Source organism: Photobacterium frigidiphilum, from assembly GCF_003025615.1.
GTDB lineage: Bacteria > Pseudomonadota > Gammaproteobacteria > Enterobacterales > Vibrionaceae > Photobacterium > Photobacterium frigidiphilum.
Genome location: NZ_PYMJ01000035.1, coordinates 33,849 through 58,769, shown reverse-complemented (window position 1 = coordinate 58,769; position 24,921 = coordinate 33,849). Strand labels below are relative to the sequence as shown.

General features: G+C 40.0%; 25 protein-coding genes. 19 read left to right on the top strand and 6 right to left on the bottom strand.

Translation table 11 applies throughout. The features are described from left to right. Positions 1-76: 76 nt before the first annotated feature. Entirely contained in the window at positions 77-520 is a 444-nt protein-coding gene (locus C9J12_RS24165) for a hypothetical protein (RefSeq protein ID WP_107245037.1), read from the bottom strand. A 271-nt stretch (positions 521-791) separates the two neighbouring features. Between C9J12_RS24165 and ccoN the strand changes: the two genes are divergently transcribed. The 10 genes from ccoN to uspE all read left to right on the top strand — a co-directional run bounded on the left by ccoN (position 792) and on the right by uspE (position 9,889). Further along, positions 792-2,219: a cytochrome-c oxidase, cbb3-type subunit I gene (ccoN, locus tag C9J12_RS24160; RefSeq protein WP_011218542.1), complete on the top strand. Its 1,428-nt coding sequence runs from the start codon at positions 792-794 to the stop codon at positions 2,217-2,219. Positions 2,220-2,231: 12 nt separating this feature from the next. Further along, a complete protein-coding gene (gene ccoO / locus C9J12_RS24155) occupies positions 2,232-2,840 on the top strand; it encodes a cytochrome-c oxidase, cbb3-type subunit II (RefSeq protein WP_107245036.1) in 609 nt (202 codons plus the stop codon). Between the two features lie 9 nt (positions 2,841-2,849). Next, positions 2,850-3,023 (top strand): cbb3-type cytochrome oxidase subunit 3, encoded by a 174-nt coding sequence (locus tag C9J12_RS24150; RefSeq protein ID WP_006231870.1) that lies wholly within the window; start codon positions 2,850-2,852, stop codon positions 3,021-3,023. Positions 3,024-3,028: 5 nt separating this feature from the next. Beyond that, entirely contained in the window at positions 3,029-4,009 is a 981-nt protein-coding gene (gene ccoP / locus C9J12_RS24145) for a cytochrome-c oxidase, cbb3-type subunit III (protein WP_107245035.1), read from the top strand. Between the two features lie 121 nt (positions 4,010-4,130). Continuing rightward, the gene (locus tag C9J12_RS24140; protein WP_011218545.1) at positions 4,131-4,625 is read left to right on the top strand and encodes a FixH family protein; all 495 of its coding nucleotides are present in this window, start codon (positions 4,131-4,133) and stop codon (positions 4,623-4,625) included. Next, the gene (locus C9J12_RS24135; protein ID WP_107245034.1) at positions 4,622-7,033 is read left to right on the top strand and encodes a heavy metal translocating P-type ATPase; all 2,412 of its coding nucleotides are present in this window, start codon (positions 4,622-4,624) and stop codon (positions 7,031-7,033) included. The genes C9J12_RS24140 and C9J12_RS24135 overlap by 4 nt, the downstream gene beginning before the upstream one ends. Further along, positions 7,026-7,253, top strand: coding sequence for a cbb3-type cytochrome oxidase assembly protein CcoS (ccoS, locus tag C9J12_RS24130; protein ID WP_107245033.1), 228 nt, complete (start codon positions 7,026-7,028; stop codon positions 7,251-7,253). The genes C9J12_RS24135 and ccoS overlap by 8 nt, the downstream gene beginning before the upstream one ends. Then, positions 7,250-7,927 carry a sulfite exporter TauE/SafE family protein gene (locus tag C9J12_RS24125; RefSeq protein WP_107245032.1) on the top strand — a complete coding sequence of 226 codons (678 nt, stop codon included), beginning with the start codon at positions 7,250-7,252 and terminating at the stop codon, positions 7,925-7,927. Before ccoS ends, C9J12_RS24125 begins: the two co-directional genes overlap by 4 nt. A 74-nt stretch (positions 7,928-8,001) precedes the next feature. Continuing rightward, on the top strand, positions 8,002-8,754 hold the full coding sequence (locus C9J12_RS24120) for an FNR family transcription factor (RefSeq protein ID WP_107245031.1): 753 nt from the start codon (positions 8,002-8,004) through the stop codon (positions 8,752-8,754). 193 nt (positions 8,755-8,947) lie between these two features. Next, positions 8,948-9,889, top strand: a complete 942-nt coding sequence (uspE, locus tag C9J12_RS24115; RefSeq protein ID WP_107245030.1) for a universal stress protein UspE — start codon at positions 8,948-8,950, stop codon at positions 9,887-9,889. A 145-nt stretch (positions 9,890-10,034) separates the two neighbouring features. On the opposite strand, the gene C9J12_RS24110 is transcribed toward uspE, so the two are convergent. Further along, positions 10,035-10,385 (bottom strand): hypothetical protein, encoded by a 351-nt coding sequence (locus C9J12_RS24110; RefSeq protein ID WP_107245029.1) that lies wholly within the window; start codon positions 10,383-10,385, stop codon positions 10,035-10,037. Positions 10,386-10,664: 279 nt separating this feature from the next. Between C9J12_RS24110 and ttcA the strand changes: the two genes are divergently transcribed. Next, complete coding sequence (gene ttcA, locus C9J12_RS24105; protein ID WP_107245028.1) at positions 10,665-11,564, top strand: tRNA 2-thiocytidine(32) synthetase TtcA; 900 nt, start codon at positions 10,665-10,667, stop codon at positions 11,562-11,564. 150 nt (positions 11,565-11,714) lie between these two features. On the opposite strand, the gene C9J12_RS24100 is transcribed toward ttcA, so the two are convergent. Next, positions 11,715-12,890, bottom strand: a complete 1,176-nt coding sequence (locus C9J12_RS24100) for a D-alanyl-D-alanine carboxypeptidase family protein (RefSeq protein WP_107245027.1) — start codon at positions 12,888-12,890, stop codon at positions 11,715-11,717. 493 nt (positions 12,891-13,383) lie between these two features. On the opposite strand from C9J12_RS24100, the gene C9J12_RS24095 reads away from it, so the two are divergent. The 7 genes from C9J12_RS24095 to C9J12_RS24060 all read left to right on the top strand — a co-directional run bounded on the left by C9J12_RS24095 (position 13,384) and on the right by C9J12_RS24060 (position 20,998). Then, positions 13,384-14,868 carry a carboxypeptidase M32 gene (locus C9J12_RS24095; RefSeq protein WP_107245026.1) on the top strand — a complete coding sequence of 495 codons (1,485 nt, stop codon included), beginning with the start codon at positions 13,384-13,386 and terminating at the stop codon, positions 14,866-14,868. A 630-nt stretch (positions 14,869-15,498) separates the two neighbouring features. Next, the gene (locus C9J12_RS24090; protein ID WP_107245025.1) at positions 15,499-16,329 is read left to right on the top strand and encodes a hypothetical protein; all 831 of its coding nucleotides are present in this window, start codon (positions 15,499-15,501) and stop codon (positions 16,327-16,329) included. Positions 16,330-16,379: 50 nt separating this feature from the next. Further along, positions 16,380-16,889 carry a hypothetical protein gene (locus C9J12_RS24085; RefSeq protein WP_107245024.1) on the top strand — a complete coding sequence of 170 codons (510 nt, stop codon included), beginning with the start codon at positions 16,380-16,382 and terminating at the stop codon, positions 16,887-16,889. A 374-nt stretch (positions 16,890-17,263) separates the two neighbouring features. Further along, on the top strand, positions 17,264-18,037 hold the full coding sequence (locus C9J12_RS24080; protein ID WP_107245023.1) for a hypothetical protein: 774 nt from the start codon (positions 17,264-17,266) through the stop codon (positions 18,035-18,037). A gap of 219 nt (positions 18,038-18,256) precedes the next feature. Continuing rightward, positions 18,257-19,441, top strand: a complete 1,185-nt coding sequence (locus C9J12_RS24075; protein WP_107245022.1) for a C45 family autoproteolytic acyltransferase/hydolase — start codon at positions 18,257-18,259, stop codon at positions 19,439-19,441. 401 nt (positions 19,442-19,842) lie between these two features. Beyond that, a complete protein-coding gene (locus C9J12_RS24065; RefSeq protein WP_107245021.1) occupies positions 19,843-20,493 on the top strand; it encodes a hypothetical protein in 651 nt (216 codons plus the stop codon). A 211-nt stretch (positions 20,494-20,704) separates the two neighbouring features. Next, positions 20,705-20,998 (top strand): hypothetical protein, encoded by a 294-nt coding sequence (locus C9J12_RS24060; RefSeq protein WP_107245020.1) that lies wholly within the window; start codon positions 20,705-20,707, stop codon positions 20,996-20,998. Between the two features lie 93 nt (positions 20,999-21,091). On the opposite strand, the gene C9J12_RS24055 is transcribed toward C9J12_RS24060, so the two are convergent. Both C9J12_RS24055 and C9J12_RS24050 read right to left on the bottom strand, forming a co-directional pair. After that, positions 21,092-21,760: an RES family NAD+ phosphorylase gene (locus C9J12_RS24055; RefSeq protein WP_011218555.1), complete on the bottom strand. Its 669-nt coding sequence runs from the start codon at positions 21,758-21,760 to the stop codon at positions 21,092-21,094. Positions 21,761-21,771: 11 nt separating this feature from the next. Continuing rightward, the gene (locus C9J12_RS24050; RefSeq protein ID WP_107245018.1) at positions 21,772-22,176 is read right to left on the bottom strand and encodes an MbcA/ParS/Xre antitoxin family protein; all 405 of its coding nucleotides are present in this window, start codon (positions 22,174-22,176) and stop codon (positions 21,772-21,774) included. A 300-nt stretch (positions 22,177-22,476) separates the two neighbouring features. Here C9J12_RS24050 and C9J12_RS24045 point away from each other — a divergent pair, with 300 nt between their 5' ends. Continuing rightward, complete coding sequence (locus C9J12_RS24045; protein ID WP_107245017.1) at positions 22,477-23,394, top strand: cation transporter; 918 nt, start codon at positions 22,477-22,479, stop codon at positions 23,392-23,394. An 86-nt stretch (positions 23,395-23,480) separates the two neighbouring features. On the opposite strand, the gene pepT is transcribed toward C9J12_RS24045, so the two are convergent. Further along, on the bottom strand, positions 23,481-24,710 hold the full coding sequence (gene pepT, locus C9J12_RS24040; RefSeq protein ID WP_107245016.1) for a peptidase T: 1,230 nt from the start codon (positions 24,708-24,710) through the stop codon (positions 23,481-23,483). Positions 24,711-24,921: the final 211 nt, after the last annotated feature.

The window sequence follows — 24,921 nt, the reverse complement described above, 5'->3', positions numbered from 1 at the left end:
ATTTTGTTAAAATAAGACTGGTGCAATCAAGCCGAACAGAACCACATGATTAACATTTAAACCGTTTGAATGTTAATCATTTTTTCACGGTGAATGTAGCTATTGTGGTTTGATTTCCTTGCGTAATTGTTGCTTTCCAATCCATTTCATCATGAATACAGGCTGGAACACTAAAATTCCCCACCCAATACTCGCCTTTTTGTTCAAAAACGACGGGGATTGTACCCATAAACATATCGACACCCTCAACAACACCTACTGGTTTAACATCAATGTTGCCGATTTGTAGAGAAAGTGGCGACTCAGCTTTAGCAGGTAATGGGGTTAATGTTATATCTGTAGCCTCGCTCTGTTCAACAATTAAGCACTTTTCTTCACTTATTACACAGTGAATAGCCTTTTGTTCTACTGATTGCACCTCTTCATAGGTAACTGTTCTCCAAACAAATGCTGAAATGAGCACTGCCATCAGTACAATAATTTGGATTAATCGTGATTTTGTTAATTTTTCTGCTGCCATAATTACACTCATCTCGTGTTACAGAGTTCAAAGTTTTCACATAAATGTTGCTTAACCGTAAACAATGTGTGGGCATCAGCCTGTCAATCGTTTGTTAACTAACGTATTATGCGCAATGAAAATGCCACTTTTACAATAAAATAGCAATTTGATTGTTGAGTTGTTTATAAAACAACAAGGCTATCAATAAGCTTTGGGTGGCATTGCGACAACTTGTTGTTCGCACAAGGAAATAAAGTGTAGTTGAACAATATATAGTGGAAGTAGCAACATGAGCCAAGTAAAGCAGCTTGAACAAAACTATAACTATACGGTCGTTCGTCAATTTACCCTAGCTACCATACTATGGGGAATTGTCGGTATGAGCGTTGGTGTATTGATTGCAGCTCAGCTGGTATGGCCGGCGCTAAACTTCGATACTCCTTGGTTGACATACAGCCGTTTGCGTCCACTGCATACTAATGCAGTAATTTTCGCATTTGGTACTAGTGCGTTATTTGCTACGTCTTATTACGTAGTACAACGTACATGTCAAACAAGATTATTCGGTGGGAAGTTAGCCGCGTTTACCTTTTGGGGTTGGCAAGCAATAATCATTTCAGCGGCAATTACATTGCCAATGGGATGGACCACAGGTAAAGAATACGCAGAACTGGAATGGCCGATTGGTATCGCTATTGCAGTTGTATGGGTAGCCTATGCCATTGTCTTTTTCGGTACAATGATTAAAAGAAACACGTCGCACATTTATGTTGCGAACTGGTTCTTCGGTGCCTTCATTCTAACGGTAGCGGTACTTCACATTGTGAACAACCTTGCTATTCCAGTTTCAATAAGTAAGTCGTATTCGATTTACTCTGGCGCTGTGGATGCAATGATTCAGTGGTGGTACGGTCATAACGCTGTAGGCTTCCTGCTTACTGCGGGCTTCTTGGGTATGATGTATTACTTCGTACCAAAGCAAGCGGGTCGTCCTGTTTACTCGTATCGCTTATCTATCGTACACTTCTGGGCACTAATTTCTCTGTACATCTGGGCTGGTCCTCACCACCTTCATTACACAGCACTACCTGACTGGACTCAGTCGTTAGGTATGGTGATGTCGCTTGTTTTATTCGCACCTTCTTGGGGCGGGATGATCAACGGTATCATGACCTTATCTGGTGCGTGGCATAAACTTCGTTACGATCCGATTTTGCGTTTCCTTGTTGTTTCGTTGTCTTTCTACGGTATGTCTACCTTCGAAGGCCCAATGATGGCAATTAAAACAGTAAACGCCCTATCTCACTACACGGACTGGACCATTGGTCATGTTCACTCTGGTGCTTTAGGTTGGGTTGCGATGGTTTCTATCGGTTCTGTGTATCACCTAATCCCTAAACTGTTCGGCCAAGAGCGTATGTATTCGATCAAACTGATCAACGTTCACTTCTGGTTAGCAACAATTGGTACGGTACTATATATCGTAGCAATGTGGATTTCTGGTGTGATGCAAGGCCTGATGTGGCGTGCAGTAAATACCGACGGTACATTGACTTACAGCTTCGTTGAATCGCTGCAAGCCTCTTATCCGTTCTACTTTGTTCGCTTTGTTGGCGGGTTAATCTTCTTGTCTGGCATGTTCTTGCTTGCGTATAACGCATACAAAACAATTTCAGCACCAAAAGAAAGCCTAAAAGCAATTGAACAACCAGCATAAGGAGTTCGACAGATGAGTAATCGTCACGCAATAGTTGAAAAAAATGTCGGTCTTTTGGCAATCCTTATCATCATCGCTATTAGCTTTGGTGCGCTGGTTGAAATTACGCCGCTTATTTATCAAGAGCAAACTACTGAGCCAGTAGCTAACCTTCGCCCTTATACGGCATTAGAGATGGAAGGTCGTGATATTTACATTCGCGAAGGCTGTAACGTTTGTCACAGCCAAATGATTCGTCCATTCCGTTCTGAAACAGAGCGCTATGGTCACTATTCTGTCGCGGGTGAAAGTGTGTGGGAACACCCATTCTTATGGGGCTCAAAACGTACAGGTCCTGATTTGGCACGTGTTGGTCAACGTTATTCTGACGATTGGCACCGTGTGCACCTTCGTGATCCTCGCGCTGTTGTTCCTGAATCAAATATGCCTGGTTTCCCATGGCTGGAAGAGAATGTACTTGACGGTAAATTAACTTCTAAGAAACTTGCAATCTTTAAAGATAACTTCGGTGTTCCGTACACTGACGAGCAAGTTGCCAGCGCTGGTGATGACGTTAAAGGCAAGACTGAAATGGATGCAGTTATTGCTTACCTTCAGTCTCTTGGTCACGCGATGAAATAAGGAGATATCATGGATATTATAACTGTTCACAGCGTCTGGACTGTTGTGCTGTTCATTAGCTTTATTGGTATTATCCTTTGGGCTTATAGCAAGCGCCGCAAGTCTGAGTTCAGTGAAGCAGCAAACCTTGTGTTTGCTGATGAAGAACAAGATTTGGCCACGCGTGAGAAAGACAGGAGCTAGGAAGCATGAGTACGTTTTGGAGCCTATGGATCTCTATCATCACTATTGGCAGTTTAGTCGGTGTCGGTTGCCTACTTTTTTGGTGTAGCCGCGACAAGATGGGTGTCGAAGAAGGTGAAGATATGGGACACGAATACGATGGTATTCGTGAAATTAACAACCCACTGCCCAAGTGGTGGTCGTACATGTTTTGGGCCACAATTGCCTTTGCTGTACTTTACCTTTTCCTTTACCCAGGGTTAGGTAACTACAAAGGCTTTTTAGGCTGGACAAGTTCTGACCAAACTGTTCGTTCACTTGAAGAGTCAAAGGCATCACTTGCTAATGCTCAGCAGAACAAACAGTTGAATCAGTACGCAAGAGAATTGGATGAAGCCGAGGCTAGATACGGTGAAACATTCAAAACTCTAGCTTACGACACCTCAGGCAATACCCTACTTCCTATTACTGATATCGCCGCTAATTCAGAAGCGATTAAAGTAGGCCAGCGTCTGTTTATTCAGAACTGTTCACAATGTCATGGTTCAGATGCTCGTGGCCAAGCTGGATACCCTAGCTTGACTGACAATGCATGGTTATATGGTGGTGAAGCAGAAACTATCAAAACAACCATCATGGAAGGTCGTCAAGGTGTCATGCCTGCTTGGGGTGATGCACTCGGTGAAGATGGCGTTAAAGAAGTAACAAGTTATGTTCTTGGTCTATCGGGTCGTAAAGTGAATGCAAAAGAAGCAGCAGCGGGTAAAAGTCGTTTTGTTGTATGTGCTGCATGTCACGGTACGGATGGTAAAGGTAACCCTGCGTTTGGTGCACCTGACTTAACGGATAATATCTGGTTGTACGGTGGTTCTCGTCGTGCAGTTGAAGCTACTATTATGCATGGTCGTCATGGTGTAATGCCAGCATGGAAAGATGTGTTAGGTGAAGAGAAAATTCAGCTAATTTCTGCCTATGTTTGGAATCTAAGCGAAAAGACTGATAAGTAATATTACTCGTTAATAATCAGTTACATGTTTACTGATAGATTGTGAAATATTACAGAGACATAATACCTAGCCCCTGTTAACTTCAGGGGCTAATTTCATCTAAATATCAAAGGTTATCATCATGCAAAAAAAACCATGGTATAAGCAGTTTTGGCCTTGGTTTGTCATCGCTCTTCCTGCATCTTCTGTTGTTTATAGTTTAACGGCTGTTTATATATTCTCTCAAAACCAAGTCGACCTTGTTGCTGAAGATTATTACAAAAAAGGCAAAGCAATTAATGTCGATATTTCTCGCCTTCGCGTAGCAGATGCATTAAAGCTTCATGCAACAGTGGCAGTAGAAGAAAATCAAATTGCGGTTAAATTTGATAAAGGAGAGCTCAGAAGTAATCCTAATTTACGTGTTACTTTTACTCACCGTACGCTTGCTAATCAAGACTTTACTCAAATGGTTAGTGCGGATCTTAAAGGTACCTATCACTTTAACTCGCCAGAACCACTACAAGGCCCGTGGTTCATCGAAGTTGAAGCGTTTGATGGTGACTGGATGTTACAAGGTCGTGTAAACTTACCTACTTCCGATCCGATTGCGTTGTACGGGCAGAATAAGGGATGACAAAAGAAATCAGCAGAGATACCGACTGCTATCATTGCGGCGATCCTGTTCCTCAGGATTGCCACTATGAAGTAGATATTTTAGGTAAAGCACGAGACATGTGCTGCCCTGGATGTGAAGCTGTCGCGACAACCATTGTAGAAAGCGGCCTGACTTCTTATTATGAATATCGTACTGCCCCCGCAGAAAAAGCTGACTTAGTACCACAACAACTTAAATCGCTCTTACTTTATGATCATGAAGAAGTACAACAAGAATTTGTGCGTAATCTTGATGATTGTAAAGAAGTTTCACTTTCACTTGATGGCGTATCCTGTGCAGCATGTGCTTGGCTTATTGAAAAACAACTTTCGCGAGAAGCGGGATTAGTTTCAATTCAAGTTAATACGACCACTCACCGCGCCTTATTAAAGTGGGATCCTGAACAAACTAAACTCAGCACCCTACTTTCGGCAATTCATCGCCTTGGCTATAAAGCCGCCCCTTTTGAAGCTGATGCGCAAGAACAGCAATATCACAATACAATGAAACAATACCTGTATCGGTTGGGTATTGCAGGCATAGCCACTATGCAAGTGATGATGATTGCTGTGGCACTATATTTTGAAGTGTTTAGCGATCTAGACACTGAATTTAGAAATTACCTTCGCTGGGTTAGCTTAATTTTTGCTACCCCAGTACTACTGTATTCTGCACTCCCTTTTTACATGAATGCATGGCGAAACCTACGCGCTCGAACGCTTGGGATGGATGTACCCGTTTCAATCGCCCTGCTTTTCGCCTATGTTGCTAGCCTTTACGCGACAGTCGCTGAAAAAGGTGAAGTGTTCTTTGAATCCATTTCAATGTTTACTTTCTTCCTATTACTGGGTCGTTTCCTTGAAATGCGAGCCCGCCGGCATGCAGCAGCTGCCAGTGCAAACTTATTAAAGTTAGTTCCTGCGATGGCGACATTAGAAGATGGTACCCAAGTTGCGGCGAAAACATTAATCGTCGGTGACGTTGTCACTATTTTGCCGGGTGAAAGCTTGCCAGCAGACGGTGATATTATTCAGGGCGAAACCGCGGTTGATGAATCGATGTTAACGGGCGAACCAATGCCAATTGCTCGCTCAGCTGGTGAGCAAGTTTTTGCTGGTACGATTAATGGCGATGGTAATATCACGATTAAAGTCACCAAAGATCGTCAGAATTCATTGATTTCTAATATTGTGCGCCTTCAAGATGAAGCGCAAATGTCTAAACCCAAAGTAGCTGTACTTGCCGATATTGTGGCACGGTATTTTGTCGCAGGAATTTTGATTATTGCTGCGGGTACTTGGCTTTATTGGCATCAACAACAACCAGAAGATGCATTATGGATCACCTTAGCCGTATTAGTTGCAACCTGTCCTTGCGCGTTATCTTTGGCTACACCCACCGCACTCACTTGTTCTACCTCTAGTCTCGGTCGCTTAGGTATATTGCTTCGTAGAGGTCATGTATTAGAAACGCTTTGCAAGGTGAATCAATTAGTCATTGATAAAACAGGCACACTGACTGAAGGTAATATCCGTTTAATCAATACTCAGTTATTTACTCACGTGGCAGAGAACGATGCCTTATCTTATTCCGCAGAATTAGAACGTTTTGCCAATCACCCCATAGCTCGCGCATTTATACCGCATAGAGACCAAGCCTTTGCCTTTGACCACGTCGACAATGTAATTGGTTGTGGCCTTAAAGGTGTTAAAAATGGGCAAGAATGGCGTATCGGCCAGATTAAATTTGTACTAGAGGGTAATACGAACGCCGAATCTTTAGTGAATCAAGCAGATAATAGTTATCAAGTTTGGCTATCGTGTGACACTCAACTTGTCGCAGCATTCAAATTAGATGACCCTATCCGCGAAGACAGTGCTGAGTTAGTTCGACAATTCCAGCGTGCAGGTATTCAAGTCACGATGTTAACTGGCGACAATTCCGTTAACGCGCAGCTTGTTGCCGATAAACTGAATGTCGATAAGTTGGTATCAGGCGTTACACCAGAAGGTAAATTGGATTACTTACGCAGTTTAGATGACAAAGATGTGGCACTAATGATTGGTGATGGTGTGAATGATGCCCCGGTTCTAGCGGGTGCGCACCTTTCTGTTGCGATGGGTGGCGGTACAGACATTGCCAAATCTTCAGCTGATATGGTGTTATTGGGCGACCAATTAACCCGTATCTTACAAGCTCGCCGATTAGCATTGAAAACTAAAAAGATTATTCGCGAAAACCTTGCTTGGTCATTAGGGTATAATCTGATTATATTACCTCTTGCTGTTGCTGGGATGGTTGCGCCGTACATTGCCGTTGTTGGCATGTCTGCAAGTTCGATCATTGTTGTATCAAATTCTTTAAGGTTGTTAAAAGAAAATGGCTAGTCTTTACCTATTAATACCTATTGCCATTATTTTTGTATGCATCGCAGTTGCTATCTTTTTATGGGCAGTAAAGTCAGATCAATTCGAAGATCTTGAACGCCAAGGCTTCGATATTTTGTTTGATGAAACAGAATCTAAGTCAAAAAGTGTACCTTCTGCTGAAGAAATAGAGCCGACTACAAAGACGGTAGAAAATCAGAATACTGGCGATAAATCGTGAATATAGATTTCTATGCTGCTTTTGCTATCGGGCTGATGGGCGCAGGACACTGTATTGGTATGTGTGGTGGTGTAGCCGCCGCACTAACCTTAGGTATGCCGGGTCAAGAACGCAACAATCGTTGGTTTTACTTACTGGCCTATAATATAGGGCGCTTATTTTCTTATTCGATTGCTGGTGCCATTATAGGTGGTGCTTTCGCAGGTATGGCCGCTTACAGTGGTTATTCAAGTGCATTGATTTCATTGCGCTTATTTGCCGCTTTTATGATGATAGGCTTGGCGCTATACCTTGGTCAATGGTGGCAAGGTATCACAAAAATTGAGCGCCTCGGGCAATTTCTTTGGAAATACATATCCCCGACGGCGAAATCTTTTCTACCTTTGAAATCACCATTATCAGCGCTACCCTTTGGGATTCTCTGGGGCTGGTTACCTTGTGGTTTGGTGTATTCGACGCTTAGTTGGGCTGCAGTCTCTGGCAGTGCCATTGGTGGTGCTAGTGTGATGCTTGCTTTCGGTTTAGGCACACTGCCCGCGATGTTATTGATTGGTTCAGTTGCCGAACACGCAAAACAACTTTTAAAAAACCTCTACTTTAAACGCGCGAGTGCCTTGCTGTTATTGGCGTACGGCGTTCATACTGGTTACATCGCAATCAAACAAATGTTGTAGAGTTTTTATTACTCGTAATATTACTTCATAATATGTTAAAATATTGACCTACATCAAATTGGTTAGACAGGCTTATGATTTCAGACAAACTTACAACCAAACGTATTCAGTCAGGGGGATGTGCTATTCACTGTCAGGATTGCAGTATTAGTCAGTTATGTATTCCATTCACACTGAATGAGTCTGAACTTGATCAACTCGATCAAATTATCGAACGGAAAAAACCTATCCAGAAAGGACAAGAGCTTTTTAAAGCTGGCGATGAGCTCAAATCTCTTTTCGCTATCCGCTCTGGTACGATCAAGAGTTACACCATTACAGAACAAGGTGATGAGCAAATTACAGCTTTCCATCTTGCTGGTGATCTTGTTGGTTTCGATGCTATCAATGAAATGATGCACCCTAGCTTTGCACAGTCTCTTGAAACATCAATGGTATGTGAAATCCCATTTGAGATTCTTGATGACTTATCAGGCAGAATGCCAAAGCTACGTCAGCAAATCATGCGTTTGATGAGTCATGAAATCAAAGGTGACCAAGAAATGATTCTACTGCTTTCTAAAAAGAATGCAGAAGAACGCTTAGCGGCTTTCCTTTATAACTTATCACTGCGTTTTTCGCAGCGTGGTTTTTCACCTCGTGAATTTCGTCTAACAATGACACGTGGTGATATTGGTAACTACTTAGGTTTAACGGTTGAGACTATCAGTCGTTTATTGGGTCGCTTCCAAAAATCAGACATGCTAAGTGTTAAAGGTAAGTATATTACAATCCTTGATCACGACGAGCTAGCTCGCCTTGCTGGTGTTAGTAAAAAAAGCACCTAATAAATAACTATTTGTTTTCAGAAAAAGTGATACGACTATTGATGCGTATCACTTTTTTTATATTTATTGTTATATCCTCTCCCTTTAATACCTTCTATACGTTACAGTTAATGTACTAATCTGATTAGACACAGTTTTACCTGCTATCATTCAGAAAGGTATTTTGCCAGCACAGTTGTGTAAGGGGGCAGTTATGAAAAAATACAATAATATTCTTGTTGCTATTGATCCGGCTCAGGATCACCAACCTGCGTTATCGCGTGCCATTCATCTTGCCAACAAGTCTTCCGACGTAAAAATCACCATCTTTCTTGCCATTTATGATTTCTCATACGAAATGACATCTATGCTCTCGTCTGAAGAACGACACGCTATGCGCCGTGGTGTTGTGATGCAAAGAGAAGCATGGCTTAAAGATCTCATTCAGCCACATGCTGAAGACGGATTAGATATAGATATAAAGGTTGTTTGGCATAACCGTCCATATGAGGCAATTGTGGCCGAAGTATTTACAAGCCATATAGACCTGCTAGTTAAAGCAACGCATGCACACGATAAAATTGGTTCAGTTATCTTCACGCCAACAGATTGGCATTTATTACGTAAGTGCCCTTGCCCGGTTCTTATGGTTAAAGAGCATAGTTGGCCTGAAAATGGGAAAATTGTCGCATGTGTTAATTTAGCTGCAGATAGTGAAACACATGAGTCACTTAATAATGCCATTGTAAAAGAAGCGCAATGTCTAGCGGGTATTTTAGGGGCAGAAATCAACCTTGTGAACGCATACCCAGCAACACCCGTTAATATTACCATTGAGCTACCCGAGTTTGACCCCGCTTCTTATACCGATGCAGTGCGTGGGCATCACTTAACGTCAATGAAAGCACTACGACAGCAATATAGTATTTGTGAAGAGCAAACTCATGTTATCGAAGGGCTACCTGAAGACGTTATACCTAAAGTGGCAGAAGATTTAGACGCTGAACTTGTTATTTTAGGGACTACTGGGCGTACTGGTTTATCAGCCGTCTTTATCGGCAATACCGCAGAGCATACAATTGATAGTCTAAATTGTGACTTACTCGCGTTAAAACCCGATGGCTATGTAAGCCCTCTCGCACCTAACATTGATTAGAGTCGATTAAAATTACAATAGATAACGCAGTGATAAAAAAGCCTCTAATAACGAGGCTTTTTTATTATACCAATCAGGTTAAGTAAATCTTCTGGGATTTAATCAGCAAGAATGTGCAGAACCTTGTCTAAATTGGCATCAATAGTTAATTCGTTGCTGGCAAAGGAACAGGCTTTGTTGCATCTTCGGTTGTTTTTTTGTCTTTGTTTGCAACTAACCAGCTCGCCAAAGCAGAAATATAAAGTTGGTTAATTGTTTCTTCACAGTACTTACGACTTAAACCACGTCGACTCCATTCACTGGCTATCGCAAAGTGAGTCTGTGTGGTGCTTCTATCATACAAGTACGTCTCACAAAGTTCTAAATTAGACATTTGTTGCGATACTTTTGTCACGGTGCTACTTCGCATTCCTAGCTGTTGTGATTGCTTAGCTGAACATCCAGATATAGCGACTATCGCTACGCCAGCAATTAAACATTGATGCAATTTATCCATTACCATCCCTTTTACGTAAATATTGTTTACGTATTTATCATTGAGTAGGTCTATATGACCTTACTGCTAACTGCCAATTATGGCGTATACGGTACTTTTAATATCTTAATTCAAAAGCAGTTTTATTGTTAGCTTGGTTTTTGTTCAAATCTAACGCGTTGTTACACTTTATGGTATTAAGCACAAGAACACTTCCCTGAACGAGTAAAAAAGCATTATAATCCCCCGCTAATCCATCAGCTGTTCACTACTTCATTTACGGTAGTACGAGATTTGAGAATGAATCAACAAGATACGCACAAAGAAAACCTTGAATTTAATAAGCTTCAAAAGAAACTTCGACGCAATGTAGGTAATGCGATTACTGAATACAACATGATTGAAGAGTCAGATGTTGTAATGGCTTGTATCAGTGGTGGTAAAGATTCTTTTGCGATGCTTGATATTCTTTTGGGCTTGCAAAAATCAGCACCGATTAACTTTAAAGTGATCGCTGTAAATCTGGATCAGAAACAACCAGGTTTTCCAGAGCATATCTTGCCAAACTATTTTGAATCTCTGGGCATTCCTTATTACATCGTTGATAAAGACACCTACTCTGTCGTTAGAGAGAAAATACCTGAAGGTAAAACGACATGTGGCCTTTGTTCTCGCTTACGTCGCGGAACCTTATATTCTTTCGCAGAGAAGATTGGAGCGACTAAAATTGCGCTTGGTCATCACATGGACGATATGGTTGAGACAATGTTCTTGAACATGTTCTATGGCTCAAGATTGAAATCAATGCCGCCTAAATTACGCTCAGATGATCAAAGAAACGTTGTTATTCGCCCTCTTACTTACTGCCGTGAGAAAGACTTAATCGCTTACGCTGAATACCGCGAATACCCAATCATTCCTTGTAACTTATGTGGTTCACAAGAAAACCTTCAGCGTCAAAACATTAAAGCAATGCTGATTGATTGGGACACACAAACTCCAGGTCGTGTAGAAAGCATTTTTAAATCAACACAAAATATTAGCCCAAGTCAGCTAGCTGATAGAAATATTTTTGATTTTGAAAACCTACCACTAGATAGAAGTGGTAAAAGAGCTGAGTATGAATTTACTGAAGCAGAAGTATCGTCTTCAAATATCAATATTGATGAATCAATGTTCATCGATGTAACTAACATTTAAGACCACTATGGATAACTATGTGGTCAGTAGGCTGAGCAAATAGTTGTCTAAATTAGTATAAGCATGTTAGAAAAAACCCACCTTCTCTTGTACAGTGAAAGTGGGTTCAATTCTAAACCGATAATCGGATTCAGCCAGTTAAGCTAGTAATTACTTAAACAGGTTTGCAAAAAACATTTTAATATAATCAATTAAGCGACTAAAGATACCGCCTTCTTCAACAGTTTCTAAAGCGACTAACGGCACTTCTGCAACATCTTCACCATCAACTTGATAGAAGATTGAGCCAACATTGTCACCAATCGCAATTGGTGCCATTAAATCATGTGTTAATTTAACATTGGCTGTCACTTTCTTTGCATCATTACGTGACAGCGTCACGTAAGTATCGCTATTTACACCAAGACTAATCGTGTCGGTGTTGCCCATCCAAATACGCTCATTCAGCACCTCTTGCCCTTTTTTATGTGGCGAGATTGTACTAAAGAATCGGAATCCATAATTTAGCAGCTGCTTACTTTCGGCTTCACGGCTTTTTGTACTACTAGAGCCCATAACAACTGAAATTAAGCGCATGTTCCCCTGAGTTGCTGAGCTCGCTAAACTATAACCAGCACCGCCAGTGTAGCCCGTTTTCATACCATCAACATTAATACTTTTATCACCAAGTAACCCGTTACGGTTACGCTGTGTAATATTGTTGTAAGTAAAAGAACGTTCACTATATAGAGGGTAAAGATCAGGCAAATCTTTGATCAATGCTTGCCCTAACAAAGCTATATCGTAAGGGGTACTGAACAAATTAGGGTTATCAAGACCATGTGCATTCGCAAATTGGCTGTTATTCATGCCTAAATTTTTAGCCCATGAATTCATTAATCCAACAAATGCATCTTGAGAACCTGCAACATGCTCAGCAATAGCAACACTTGCATCATTACCCGATTGAATAATAAGGCCGCGGTACAAATCCATCATCGAGACTTCAGTACCCACTTCAATAAACATCTTAGATGAATCAGAAAAGTTTCTAGCCCATGCATTTCTACTTATTACAACAATATCATCTTGACTGATGTTACCGCGTTTCATCTCTTGCCCTGCTACATAGCTGGTCATTAGCTTTGTTAAACTGGCAGGGTTTAATTTTACATTTGCATTCTTTTCGACAAGAACTCGACCTGTATTGTAGTCCATCAATACATATCCCTTAGCGCCTAATATAGGTGCGTCAGGAATCACAGTTGGTACGGCTAGAGCAGGTAAAGATAACGAGAGAAAAAAAGTACCTGTTACTGCTGAAATTATTCTTGATGTCTTTTTCATTTTTGTATGAAAATTCCTAATTACGACTACTTTTGGCATTATATCCGACTATCAATTCAATGCGCGCGTACTTTACAAATTCTTACGAAAGTGTAAGTGTTTTGACACATTAGAGCTTATCACGCTTCATTTATCACACTACACAATATGACACTAATTACATATGTTTGCAGTGATTTTCTGAGAAACGTTTTTAGAAAATACGTTCTTAATTTCACAATGCCTTTTTAGCAGAAAAGACCAGTCAGATTCAACACTATTCATTTTTATACTGACAGTTTTGTGTCAATAAATAGTAATGTGCGTTTTATAGGATAATTAACCAGCGTATTACTCTGCAGTAGCTGATAAAATTCGGCAAATTCAACCGTAATAGCAAATAAATTGCCCAACTGCGGTAAAATACCCTGTTTGCTAGTTAAGGCATTCTTTATTCCGGTATTTATCGATATTCTTAGTAGTTAAAGCTACTAAGTCAACGCAAGGATTGATGATGACTTACTATGAAAAGTTAGTAAAACACTCAAAGAAAATTAACCGCTTATCACATCTTGGGGCTATCTGTGGCTGGGATCAGGCTGCAATGATGCCTGAAGGTGGTAACGATGCTCGTTCAGAAGCCATGGCTGAATTAGCCGTTATGTCTCATGAACTCTCCACAGCCTCTCATTTAGCTGATTGGTTCAATCAAGCAGAAGCAGAATCATTAACGGCTGAAGAAACCATCAGCCTGAAAGAGATGAAGCGTGTTTGGCAAATGAGCAATATTCTTCCTGCTGAACTTGTAGAAGAGCAATCGCTTGCAGGTTCTAAATGCGAACATGCTTGGCGAACTCAGCGCCAAACCAATAACTGGCATGATTTCAGTAAAAATTTAGAAACAGTTGTCGAGCTAGCACGAAAAGAAGCCGCTATACGCGCAGAAGCTACGGGCTTGAGTCGTTATGATGCATTGCTCGATATTTATGAACCAGGTATGACAACCGCAGAGCTTGATTCACTGTTTGCTGATGTTAAATCATGGTTACCTTCCCTTATCCAGCAAGTACGTGAAAAACAAAATACAGAAGCGGTTTTAACACCTAAAGGGCCTTTCTTTATTGATGACCAGAAATCCCTTAGTTTAGAAGTCATGAGCAAGCTGGGATTCGATTTTGACCATGGCCGTTTAGATGTCAGTACCCATCCATTCTGTGGTGGTGTGCCAAGCGATGTACGTATTACTACGCGTTACGATGAAGACGATTTCACTTCTGCATTAATGGGCGTTATTCATGAAACGGGCCATGCTCGTTATGAGCAAGGTTTACCTCAGCAACTCGCGGGATTACCCGTTGGCCAAGCGCGTTCTATGGGTATTCACGAATCTCAAAGCCTATTTTTTGAAATGCAGCTTTCTCGTAGCCCAGAATTTATTGCCTTACTTGCTCCTTCTGCACGGGAAGCATTTGAACGCGAGAACGATAAAGCATTAACGAACGAGAACCTTGCTCTATTTAATACGCGTGTTAAACCAGGGTACATTCGAGTAGATGCAGATGAAGTAACCTACCCTGCACACGTTATTCTTCGTTATGAAATCGAACGAGATTTGATCGAAGGCAACATTGAAGTGGTTGATATTCCAAGACTTTGGGATAAGAAGATGAATGAGTATCTTGGGCTTTCAACCAAAGGTAATTATACCGATGGCTGTATGCAAGATATTCATTGGACAGATGGCAGCTTCGGCTATTTCCCTTCTTATACATTAGGTGCAATGTACGCAGCCCAGTTTATGTCTGCTATGCGTACTGAAATGAATATTGAAAACCTTATTCGTGAACGTAACCTAACGCCGATATTTAATTGGTTAGATCGCCATGTTTGGAAGAAAGCGAGTACGCTCTCGACAGATCAGATCCTAATTAATGCAACAGGTGAGCGTCTGAATGCTCAATACTTCAGAACACACCTAATTGATCGCTATCTGAAATAATCTCGCCTTAATCATAATGTGAAGGTTGTTAATCAACCTTCACTTAGTTTTTACACAATTAACTTGCGGATTTAGATCAGGCGACAACTATGCTGACACAGGGGGTTGATGCGCAGACACAACAACCAGTTGGTGCTTATCTCGACGAAAAGACTGGTGACGTTGTTATCGTTGGCGAAAGTAAGTGAACACCAGAAACACGCTAAATGCCGAATAAACCCAACCACCTTATATTATACTAATCATATATTGAAGACATGTACAAAGCACCGCATAAGCTTTTAATTTCGTTTCGCAAAAAAAATCAAATAAGCATTTATGTACATGACCGGCATATTATTATTAATACATATAATATGATGCAGAAATAACTTTTAATCGCCCTAACCATTTCTAATCATTTCTAATAACGTTTGTTTTTACTCAAAATCCCATCAAGCATAGCATACACCCCGTCGAATAAATCGCAGTAAGCGAATGTGTGAAATTCTAATTTTGAAAGAAAGTAGAATAATATTTCTCACTGAAAGTCGCTTGCACCTTGAACCGAAATTTAATATTCAACACTGTCAACGGAATACAAAACCTTGCGATGGATTGCTTGATAGAAAAAGCAGATAGGGTTTAAAAATGAAAAAGACTATTTTAGCAGCAACTCTAGTTTCACTATTCTCTGGCGCGGCTCTGGCTAATACAACTTATGAAATTTCACATGATGGTGACCAAGAAACCACAGCAAAATTTGATTCAGAATTGATTGGAGGCTTACATGGCGGCATTGAGTTTGTCGCCATGGATAACCTTAAATACCACAAAGAAACTACTTTCTCACTGGATTACAAGTTTGACATCACTGATGCTTGGTATATTGAACCTCAGTTCGATTTGACAATTCCATCTCACCATGTTGGTCGTGCTTCTTATTATGGCAATATTGACGGTAGTGCAATGATGCCGGGGGGAGATGAGGTAAATGCTAGCTATAAATCTAGCAACACTGCTAAATTTGGTATCGAAACTGGCTATGACTTCGGTAATGGCTTTTATACTAGTGCTCGTTACCGTTATGAAGTTCGTGACGGCAAATTAAATGCTAAGTTCTTATCTGTAAACGATGGAGTTGACGCCACGCTTTCTTCTAAAGAGAAAGAGAAGCTACATCGCTTTGATCTTACTGCTGGTTATGTAGTTGGCGATATGGTTGATTTATCAGCAAACTATATTATTAAAACGGGTAAGTTAGATATAGATAGCGAAGTGCCAAAACACCAACTCACAAGTTCACTAGATGCAGACTTCAGTCAAGCAGAACTTGAGCTAAAAGCACAATATGCAGGGTTTGATAACTTCAAACCATACTTCGAATACACGGTTAAGAGTGATACTAACTTTGACGGTGGTCTTAACGGTAAGTTGAAGAATGACAACGTTTGGAAAATCGGTGCGCAATTTAGCTTCTAACTAAGTATGTATAAGAGGCAGTCATAGACTGCCTCTTTATTGGTGATTTTATGAAAAAAACTATTGTTCTGACTCTTCTTTCTACTTTCGCTATGTTTGGCTGTGAAGCAATCAACATGACGCGTGCCGCTGGTCTAATGTTGGACTACAACCTTCTTGCAAGTGGTGCTTCTGTATTTAATTCGCAGGACGGTAGTCAATACCTTATCCCACCGGCGCATGATAGCAACAAAGACCTAATGCTTGTATGTTACACCAATAGTGGCCTTTTTAGTGACACTGAAGAACAACCTCTTCGTGATGCTGCAAACGAATGGCTGTCACAAAACAAAGATGGCATGGTAGCTACTGCAAGCAAAAACCGTTCTGGTGTTTGGGAATCTCGAACTTGTTATGAGTTTCAATATGAAAACAAAGAGCTAATGGCACAAATCAGTCGAGCTTCTGGTGCTTACATACACGATTATGAAACGAAGACAGAGAAAGAGCAGCCAATTGGTGCTTATCTAGATGAAGAAACGGGTGATGTTGTAATAGTGGGAGAAACAAACTCAAATTAAGTAATGAAGGAGAACTAAAGTTCTCCTTTTTACTATATCTAATACTGCTCTTTTTCAGTTAACACTCCTTAGTTATTTACTATACAGCCTGAAAGCAGAGTATATTCCAGACAAACTAAATACCGTACTTTAAAAAATATACTGTCCTGCTAATACAACAAGAAGGTTAAGCTTGTCTTTATATATACGTAATCTATTTCAACTAATCACTATTGATCACCCTACTACCTTTAAAAGCCCCGCATATTTATCATTCCCCCCACAATCAATGATAATGCGGTAAATATTAATTTCATCTATATAAATTGGTTGCGTTTCTAATCATAGAAATACTATCCATTGCCCATACATAAACAAAAAATGAGAAAATTATCATGAAGAAATCAATTTTAGCAGTATTACTATTACCATTTTCAGCTATTTCTAATGCTGCTGACACTCCGCCAGACCCAAGTGACTTAACTCAAGTTAACTCTTTTGTTTATGGCACGGTTGATAATGATGGAACACTAAAAGGCATAGCTGGTCTCGCCGGTCAGTATACAGAAGGTAATAGCTTCCTTGGCTTGATTGAGCACTCAAGCGCGACAAAGGCTAACACTATCGGTAAAAAAGACCAGAATACTCGTCTCCGTTACTTTCAAGTATTAGATACTGGTATTGATAGCCTTCCTCAAGCAGGCTTCTCAATCGACTACATGAAAGGCTGGAAGAAAACTAATGGTGTTGGTAGCGATATTGTAGCGCTTGGTACAATAGCTAAAGTCACTACACCTTGGGAAAGCTTTACTATTTTCCCTAATGTTGCTTATGTAACAGGCAAAGCTGAAGCTAATGGCCTTGGTAGCCTTAGTAGCCTTAGTAGCCTTAGTAGCCTTAGTATCAAAGGATATCAAACTAACTTATTTGGTTCCTTATCATTTGGTGAAGCTGGTCAGTATATGGTGTTCCAACCACAATGGATGGATACTAACGTTGGTAGCAAGTTTGAAATGCGGACCGCATATGGTCAACCAGTGAGCTCAGACGCTAAATGGTGGGTTGAAGTTGCGCACTCTTATACTCGTATAACTGGTGATAGCAAACTCAAAGGCCTTGGTACTAGCAATGATAACAAGTTCACATTAGGAGTCTCTTATTATTTCTGAATAGAAGTCAGTCCACAGGGCAAGGATGCCCACTTCTAAATCCCAAATAGTATTTCTAATTACATCTAATAACCCCCCAAATTACTTGAAATAAGTGTTGCTCTACTATTCCCCCATCAAATGAAAACACTTTCTAATATCTCTGATAAAGAAGGTGAAAATTAAAAAATTTACGAAAAAACACATAAATCAAATGGTTATAACATTGAGATTAATATCATGAGAAAATCAGTCATTGTTACATTGCTTGCAGTTTCAGCTTTTGGTGCAAAAGCCGAGCTTATCCAACACACTGACCAAATTGCTGAGGTTAAATTCACGGGTTCATCTTATGAACTTGGTAAACATGTTGGTGCTGTTGCCAAAAACCAAATTCTTGATGCTATCAAACGCTTTGATAGCACATTAGATGTAATGCTTCCTGGTTTAAGCATTTCAAAACTGTCAACTTCATTTAAAGAAAAGAATGTTTATGGCAAATTGCAAAAAGCATCTCCTGACGCGGCAGCCTATATTGAAGGTTTGGCAGAAAGCCTCGACAAAGATCCTGACTTGCTTCTAGCTGTTGGTATGTCAGATGAAGCAATTCTTGAATCTCAACGCAATGGTGGTATGGGCTTTCTTCAGACTGAGAAAGCCGGTCATGATCCAAAAGCTCCTGCTAAATGTACTGTAATGGGGGTAAGTGATGGTAAAGGTAAAGCTTGGGGTCAAGCAAACTTTGACTACATGGGTATTAATTACAAAGGGTTGATTGTGTTAAATCATACTGACATAGATGGTAAAACACGTGTTATTCAAACCTGGGCAGGCCTAATCCCTTATGGTGGTGTTAGCAAAGGGGGCCAAGCAATGCTGATGAACACAATGGCCGATGAAGGCACAGCACGACAAAATGCTAATAGTGATATTTTGTCTGAAACGGCTACCCCATCATACTACTTGAGCTGGGATGCTTATAATGCTGAAAGCTACCGGGATGTGATCGATATGTATAAAGCATACCCTGAATATACAGCGTTCTTCACTTACACTGTAGTAGATGCAAACAGAAAAATAATGAACATCGAAAATAATTATGGTGGTGATGTTTCTTACAGCATTTCTAACAAACAAGCTCATGCTAACCACTCAATTTTCCATTCGAAGGACTTTGTAAACCATGAATTTGCTGCGCACTCTCTTGATCGTCAAAAAGCAGCTGAAAGATTCATTCAATCTGCGACAGTGAATACTACTAAGGCAGAAACCCAATCTTTTGCAGAGACTAAACCATTATGGAAAGGCCGTGGCGAATTGATGGGTACAGTCACATCAACTCGCTTTGAAGTAGACAAAAAGAAAGTTGATATGTATATCAAGACAGATGCTGAACATCCAGAAGTTCATATTAAGAATTATTAATCAATCAGTCTATAGAGGAGAGAATAACCTCTCCTTTTGTTCACTATGAAATTTCATTCAACATTAAAATATTCTATTTCATTTGTATTGATTCTAGTTTTTCTTTGGTATCACACTACTGATGATGGCCGTATTAGCAGCATATCCATCTATTGGTTATGTAAGTGCTTTCTATTTCTTATCACTTGCAACTTCTGCTGGTATGCCTAGTTCTACTGCTTATGCGATTTGGTGTTGTTCTCATTAACTTAGATGGTAATGTATTACACTAATTTGGAAAACACCGAAAGTATAGTTTTCTATAAGTCATTGATATTGTGTAAGTGTTGATGTCAACAATATGCTACAGTTTAAAGCTCAATTCCATATCGGATAAGATGAATTCTCAAGTGAGCACAATTATGGATGAAAAATCGCGTTCCCAACTTGGACTTCTACTAACAGACCAAGACAAACTTCTAGATATATTAGCTCAAAATCCATCAGCTCTTGAAGACTATCCAGAACTTCAAACCCATATCTTAGAGAAGAATAAAAAATCAGTTGAATATCGACGTGCTATAAGAAACAAAGAAATCACAAAAGATGAGTACATTGAAGCTATCTTAGATCGCATAGACTGGATAGGGTTTGAATTGTGCATGACATTGAATCTTGATTTCTTGGTAAACAAAGTAGCTTCGCAAGTTGGTTCAGATATCGAAGCAATCAAATCTCTAGAAATCAAAGAATTTGGTAATGATACTTTATCTAAACTTTTACACCTTATGGGTAATGCAATATATGCGACACAGGACAATAAACCATCATATCCATGGTTAAGTGTAAGAGGCCATGCAAATCCTGCATTTTGGCGTAAAGCACATCTTGCTTATGATGCATTTCAAGATGGATACTCAAGTCATTTCAAACTCAATGAATACTTTAAATTTAAGTATGGTATAGCTGTTCCACAGTCATTTACACGGTTTGTACGTCAAGAAGGTGATCCAAGAGAAATTGAAAGTTGGAGAGAATTTGCAGGATACGTGGATCGGTGTTCTTCCAGGTAGCATTTGAATGGCACTCATTTTAAGGTGCATTTAGAAAATCGTTACTTGAAATAGTAATAGCTGATTCTGACGAAGACTCGAATTTCTTACGATATATAAAAAGAAACAACTTAATTATAATTTTTTATCATACGTCACAATTTCTATCTATTTAGTTTCTATACTTATTTAGCAATATTATTCGATGTTGTTTATGAATGAAGGAATAAGTATGAAGTACAAAGCACAAAATCTAGACTACAAAGGTGAAAATTGCGGCGTACATAACTGGATTTCTGATAAAGGAAATTCATTTTACTGGCACCCTGATTGGCTACACATTGCGGAAGATGAAACAGGCTTGCATGCACAACAACAATTAGACATTCCTTCTGGCGAGAAAGGCACAAAAAAACATGCTGTCACAGCAATTCTTAAACACTTAAATGATTGGATTGTCGATGGTCTTGAAAAAAATCCTGACATTAAAGATGAAGCTGAAAAAGCCGAGAAAGGTTTGAAATAGAACGTCGCTGTTATCGAGTGAGTTATAACATCTACCTACTTGATTATTTCTATAAGCCAGCAATTCCTTGCTGGCTTAATACTTTCTAATCAATCACACCAAGCTAATCTCAAGAACGGCATTTACTGATGCCCCATTCCATTTATATGAAAAGTGCTTTGATTGGCAAACTTTACTGACTAGGTTAGGTTTGAATAACGCATAGCAATCGTAACCTTGGTGCCGTACTGATTGATAAAGAATTCCGTCACCTTTTTTGCCTTTAATATCATTAGCAACAGCTTGCGAGTGGGTATAATTCGTTGGGTGATAAACCTCTGAATCTAAAGAGCCTTGATCAGTTAAATCAGCAAGTTCACCATTAAACCAAGCATCTATACAGCGCATTTGAATATCTTGCGCGGGCTCTTTGGTATACCCCATTAAACGCTCAAGGTGATAAACCGTTTCTTTAATCGCAGTATTGATATCAGGCGCCGCATAATAAACCCCATAATCTGCGGTATTAAACCGAGAACCGTCAGGGTTTATATGGGTAAACGCAGCCATAACATAGCTGCAATGTGGAATACCAACCAAACGATCGCTCACGGGTATTCCACTAAAATCACCGACTTCTTCGGCTAGTCTTGGGTTGGTAATCGCTTCAACAGCAAAGATAGCTTCTAACTGTTCTGGATTTGCCACATCTTCATAAAGATTTATCGGTGGATATTTAGATGGGATCAGTCGAAAACATAATTGTTCTGAAAAAGATTTCATTGGATACTGCATTAAGACTTCCCACCACGCCAAGCATTTAAGCGTGAAGCTACCTGGTAAAGATCAATCACTTTACCTTGCATCATGACATCCATTGCGCTTCGGCCAGCAAAGAACGGATGTGTATTGGGTTTCTGTACCCAGTTATAAACACTTTCTTCCGCGGTAAACATTATGCGTAGGCATTTGTGAATATTTAATATGTAGCTCATACGTTCTAGCAAATCTTTCGATACTTTTGCAGACTCTGGGTGGCTACGGTATTTATTCAAGGTTGAACGGCTGGTTAAACCAAGTACAGCCATCTGCTGAGCTTGTGTACAAGACCATTTATCCAAAATATTGAAAACAACTGGCAGTACTGCATTTCCAGCATTGGGTTGAGCTTGTTGGTGAGTCGCTGGTGTTGTATTCATAGCACCCTCTGCATTTTACCTTTATATGTATATTTATAGACTAAATTCAATCAAATGTCCATTTATGGCCAGTCGTATATTCTTTATTAAACCCGTAACGATTCAGAGCTAAGAAGTAGCTCAATACCATTGAACAACGTAATAAAGGCACTATCTATCAGTACAGCTGAAAATCGCAACAATGGTACTTTTAAGCCGTAGAAACAACGTATTAATTAACAGATTAGTTAGCGTTAGATGGCTAAAAACAGGTATGGTAAAACAACGACGTAATTTAGCTGTTTTTGTTGAGAGCAAACCATGATCCACAAACTACAATCTATCGAGCGGAAATCATTGACTGTTGGTGTTGTTGCAAATCTTGTAATGGCACTATCTGGCTGGGCGACTTTTTACCTATCAGGTTCTGAGGCCTTATTGCTCGACGGTAATTTCTCATTCATTATGTTCTTGTCATCTATCGCAGCACTAAAAGTGGCTGAGATAAAAACGCGACGTTCCCACACCTTCCCTTTTGGTTTATTCATCACTGAAGCCTTATATTCTTTGGTTAAAGGTTTATTGATTGGCGGTGTTCTACTGGCTGCGATCATCGGTAATGTGTCCAAAATCGCCCAGTACATCAATGGCGCAGAATTACCGCCTCTCAAGACTGGTCCTATTCTAATTTATTCCATTGCGATGGTTATCATCTGCTTTGGCTTATCCTTGTTTTATCATTATCAAAACAAGCAGGTCGATAATAAAAGCAGTATGCTCAGTATCGACAAAAGTGCGTCGCTCGTCGATGGATTCATGTCGGCAGGTACTGGTGCCGCTTTGGTTATTATCGGTTACGTGAATGCTGATAGTGGGTGGGGGTTTCTTCTTTATATTGGTGATGCCATCATGGTTTTAATATTGGCGTGCCTCATGATAAAACAACCTATTTCTATCATCAGAAATGCCTTTATCGAAATGGCAGGCGGACAGTTACAAAACCAACAAGATTATCAGCGAATTGAAAGTATCATCAGTGATTCACTCTCTGCACAAACACTTAAGCAAGAAGCCTTGTTCATCAGCAAAACAGGGAGCAGCTATTTGATTGTGATCAGCTTTTCGGCAGAACAACTCACGTCTACAGATAGCGACGCTTTACAGACAGCAAAAAATGGCATTAGTCAGCAGCTTAGTCAGACATATCCGCATATTGATGTTGAGTTTGTTCTAGCATAAAGAGAGTAACTTCTCGTTAGGTACAAAAAAGGCGCCGTAATCATACAGCGCCTTTTTTACAGGTCAATGCTAAAAACACATCAAATTTACTGGTATTTCTCTGATGTTTTCTCAGCTAATTTAACGATAACGCGTACAGCCTGTTCCATGCCTTCAATCGTAATGAATTCATGAATACCATGGAAGTTATAACCGCCAGTGAAAATATTAGGACAAGGTAAGCCCATAAACGATAAGCGAGCTCCGTCTGTACCACCACGAATAGGTTTGATATCAGGCTTTACATCACACGCAATCATTGCTTCTTTCGCTAATTCAATAATATGCTGATGTGGCTCTACCATTTCACGCATGTTGAAATAACTATCGGTAAGAATAAGCTCAACACGCCCTTTCGTTAATGAACTATTTAGCTCATCGACTTTACGTTGCATAAAGGCTTTACGCTGTTCAAGCCCTTCGCTATCAAAATCACGGATAATATAGCCGAGTTCAGTTTTTGCAACAGAAGGTTCCATTGATTTTAAATGGTAGAAGCCTTCATAGTGCTCGGTACATTCTGGTGTTTCTTCTGTTGGCATCATTAACTGGAATTGAGCAGCAATGTTCATCGAGTTAATCATTTTATTTTTTGCCGTGCCAGGGTGAACATTCACACCATGACAAATAACATCAGCCGACGTGGCATTGAAGTTTTCAAACTCTAGCTCACCAACAGGGCCACCATCAATGGTGTACGCCCATTTCGCACCAAACTTTTCAACATTAAACAAGTTTGCACCACGACCAATCTCTTCATCTGGTGTAAAACCGATACAGATATCGCCATGTTTAATATCTGGGTTTGCTTTAAGGTGCGCAATAGCTGTAATAATCTCAGCAATACCTGCTTTATTATCAGCGCCCAGTAATGTTGTACCATCAGTGGTAATAATATTGTGCCCAAGCAGTTTTCTAAGATCCGGATATTGAATCGGCGAAAGCACTTCATCGCCTATACCTAATGCAATATCACCACCTTGATAATTTTCAACAATCTGTGGTTTTACATCTTTACCTGAAGCATCTGGTGCTGTGTCCATATGCGCGATAAGACCAATCGCTGGCACATCATGATCTACATTTGACGGTAAACGTGCCATCAAGTAGCCGTTCTCATCAAGCTCAACATCAACCAATTCTAGCTCGATAAGCTCATTTTTTAATTGTTCTGCAAGTACAATCTGACCACTGGTACTTGGGCAGTGGGTAACTGAGGAGTTAGATTGAGTTTCAAAGCTTACATAACGTAGAAAACGCTCAACTAAATTATCCATAGACCACTCTTAATTAGGTTATTTAAGTACTGTTACGAAAATAGATAAGTACTTACAAAATGTAACAGTGATTATTATGCACAATGAGCACCGCTGGCTTTGAGGTGGGTCATTTTTTCTGGAAAAAAAGAAAATAAATACTGCGCGAGTATACAAAGATGAAAAAAAGAGAGGCATTATATAAAAATGCACTCTCATTAATTTGTAATGA

Coding starts and splice junctions, on each gene's coding strand:
- C9J12_RS24110 (WP_107245029.1), bottom strand. CDS start 10,385: ATGGATAAATTGCATCAATGTTTAATTGCTGGCGTAGCGATAGTCGCT.
- ccoO (WP_107245036.1), top strand. CDS start 2,232: ATGAGTAATCGTCACGCAATAGTTGAAAAAAATGTCGGTCTTTTGGCA.
- C9J12_RS24150 (WP_006231870.1), top strand. CDS start 2,850: ATGGATATTATAACTGTTCACAGCGTCTGGACTGTTGTGCTGTTCATT.
- C9J12_RS24045 (WP_107245017.1), top strand. CDS start 22,477: ATGATCCACAAACTACAATCTATCGAGCGGAAATCATTGACTGTTGGT.
- ttcA (WP_107245028.1), top strand. CDS start 10,665: ATGAATCAACAAGATACGCACAAAGAAAACCTTGAATTTAATAAGCTT.
- C9J12_RS24135 (WP_107245034.1), top strand. CDS start 4,622: ATGACAAAAGAAATCAGCAGAGATACCGACTGCTATCATTGCGGCGAT.
- C9J12_RS24060 (WP_107245020.1), top strand. CDS start 20,705: ATGAAGTACAAAGCACAAAATCTAGACTACAAAGGTGAAAATTGCGGC.
- C9J12_RS24090 (WP_107245025.1), top strand. CDS start 15,499: ATGAAAAAGACTATTTTAGCAGCAACTCTAGTTTCACTATTCTCTGGC.
- pepT (WP_107245016.1), bottom strand. CDS start 24,710: ATGGATAATTTAGTTGAGCGTTTTCTACGTTATGTAAGCTTTGAAACT.
- C9J12_RS24100 (WP_107245027.1), bottom strand. CDS start 12,890: ATGAAAAAGACATCAAGAATAATTTCAGCAGTAACAGGTACTTTTTTT.
- C9J12_RS24075 (WP_107245022.1), top strand. CDS start 18,257: ATGAGAAAATCAGTCATTGTTACATTGCTTGCAGTTTCAGCTTTTGGT.
- C9J12_RS24065 (WP_107245021.1), top strand. CDS start 19,843: ATGGATGAAAAATCGCGTTCCCAACTTGGACTTCTACTAACAGACCAA.
- ccoS (WP_107245033.1), top strand. CDS start 7,026: ATGGCTAGTCTTTACCTATTAATACCTATTGCCATTATTTTTGTATGC.
- C9J12_RS24095 (WP_107245026.1), top strand. CDS start 13,384: ATGACTTACTATGAAAAGTTAGTAAAACACTCAAAGAAAATTAACCGC.
- C9J12_RS24140 (WP_011218545.1), top strand. CDS start 4,131: ATGCAAAAAAAACCATGGTATAAGCAGTTTTGGCCTTGGTTTGTCATC.
- C9J12_RS24080 (WP_107245023.1), top strand. CDS start 17,264: ATGAAGAAATCAATTTTAGCAGTATTACTATTACCATTTTCAGCTATT.
- ccoP (WP_107245035.1), top strand. CDS start 3,029: ATGAGTACGTTTTGGAGCCTATGGATCTCTATCATCACTATTGGCAGT.
- C9J12_RS24085 (WP_107245024.1), top strand. CDS start 16,380: ATGAAAAAAACTATTGTTCTGACTCTTCTTTCTACTTTCGCTATGTTT.
- ccoN (WP_011218542.1), top strand. CDS start 792: ATGAGCCAAGTAAAGCAGCTTGAACAAAACTATAACTATACGGTCGTT.
- uspE (WP_107245030.1), top strand. CDS start 8,948: ATGAAAAAATACAATAATATTCTTGTTGCTATTGATCCGGCTCAGGAT.
- C9J12_RS24120 (WP_107245031.1), top strand. CDS start 8,002: ATGATTTCAGACAAACTTACAACCAAACGTATTCAGTCAGGGGGATGT.
- C9J12_RS24055 (WP_011218555.1), bottom strand. CDS start 21,760: ATGAAATCTTTTTCAGAACAATTATGTTTTCGACTGATCCCATCTAAA.
- C9J12_RS24050 (WP_107245018.1), bottom strand. CDS start 22,176: ATGAATACAACACCAGCGACTCACCAACAAGCTCAACCCAATGCTGGA.
- C9J12_RS24165 (WP_107245037.1), bottom strand. CDS start 520: ATGGCAGCAGAAAAATTAACAAAATCACGATTAATCCAAATTATTGTA.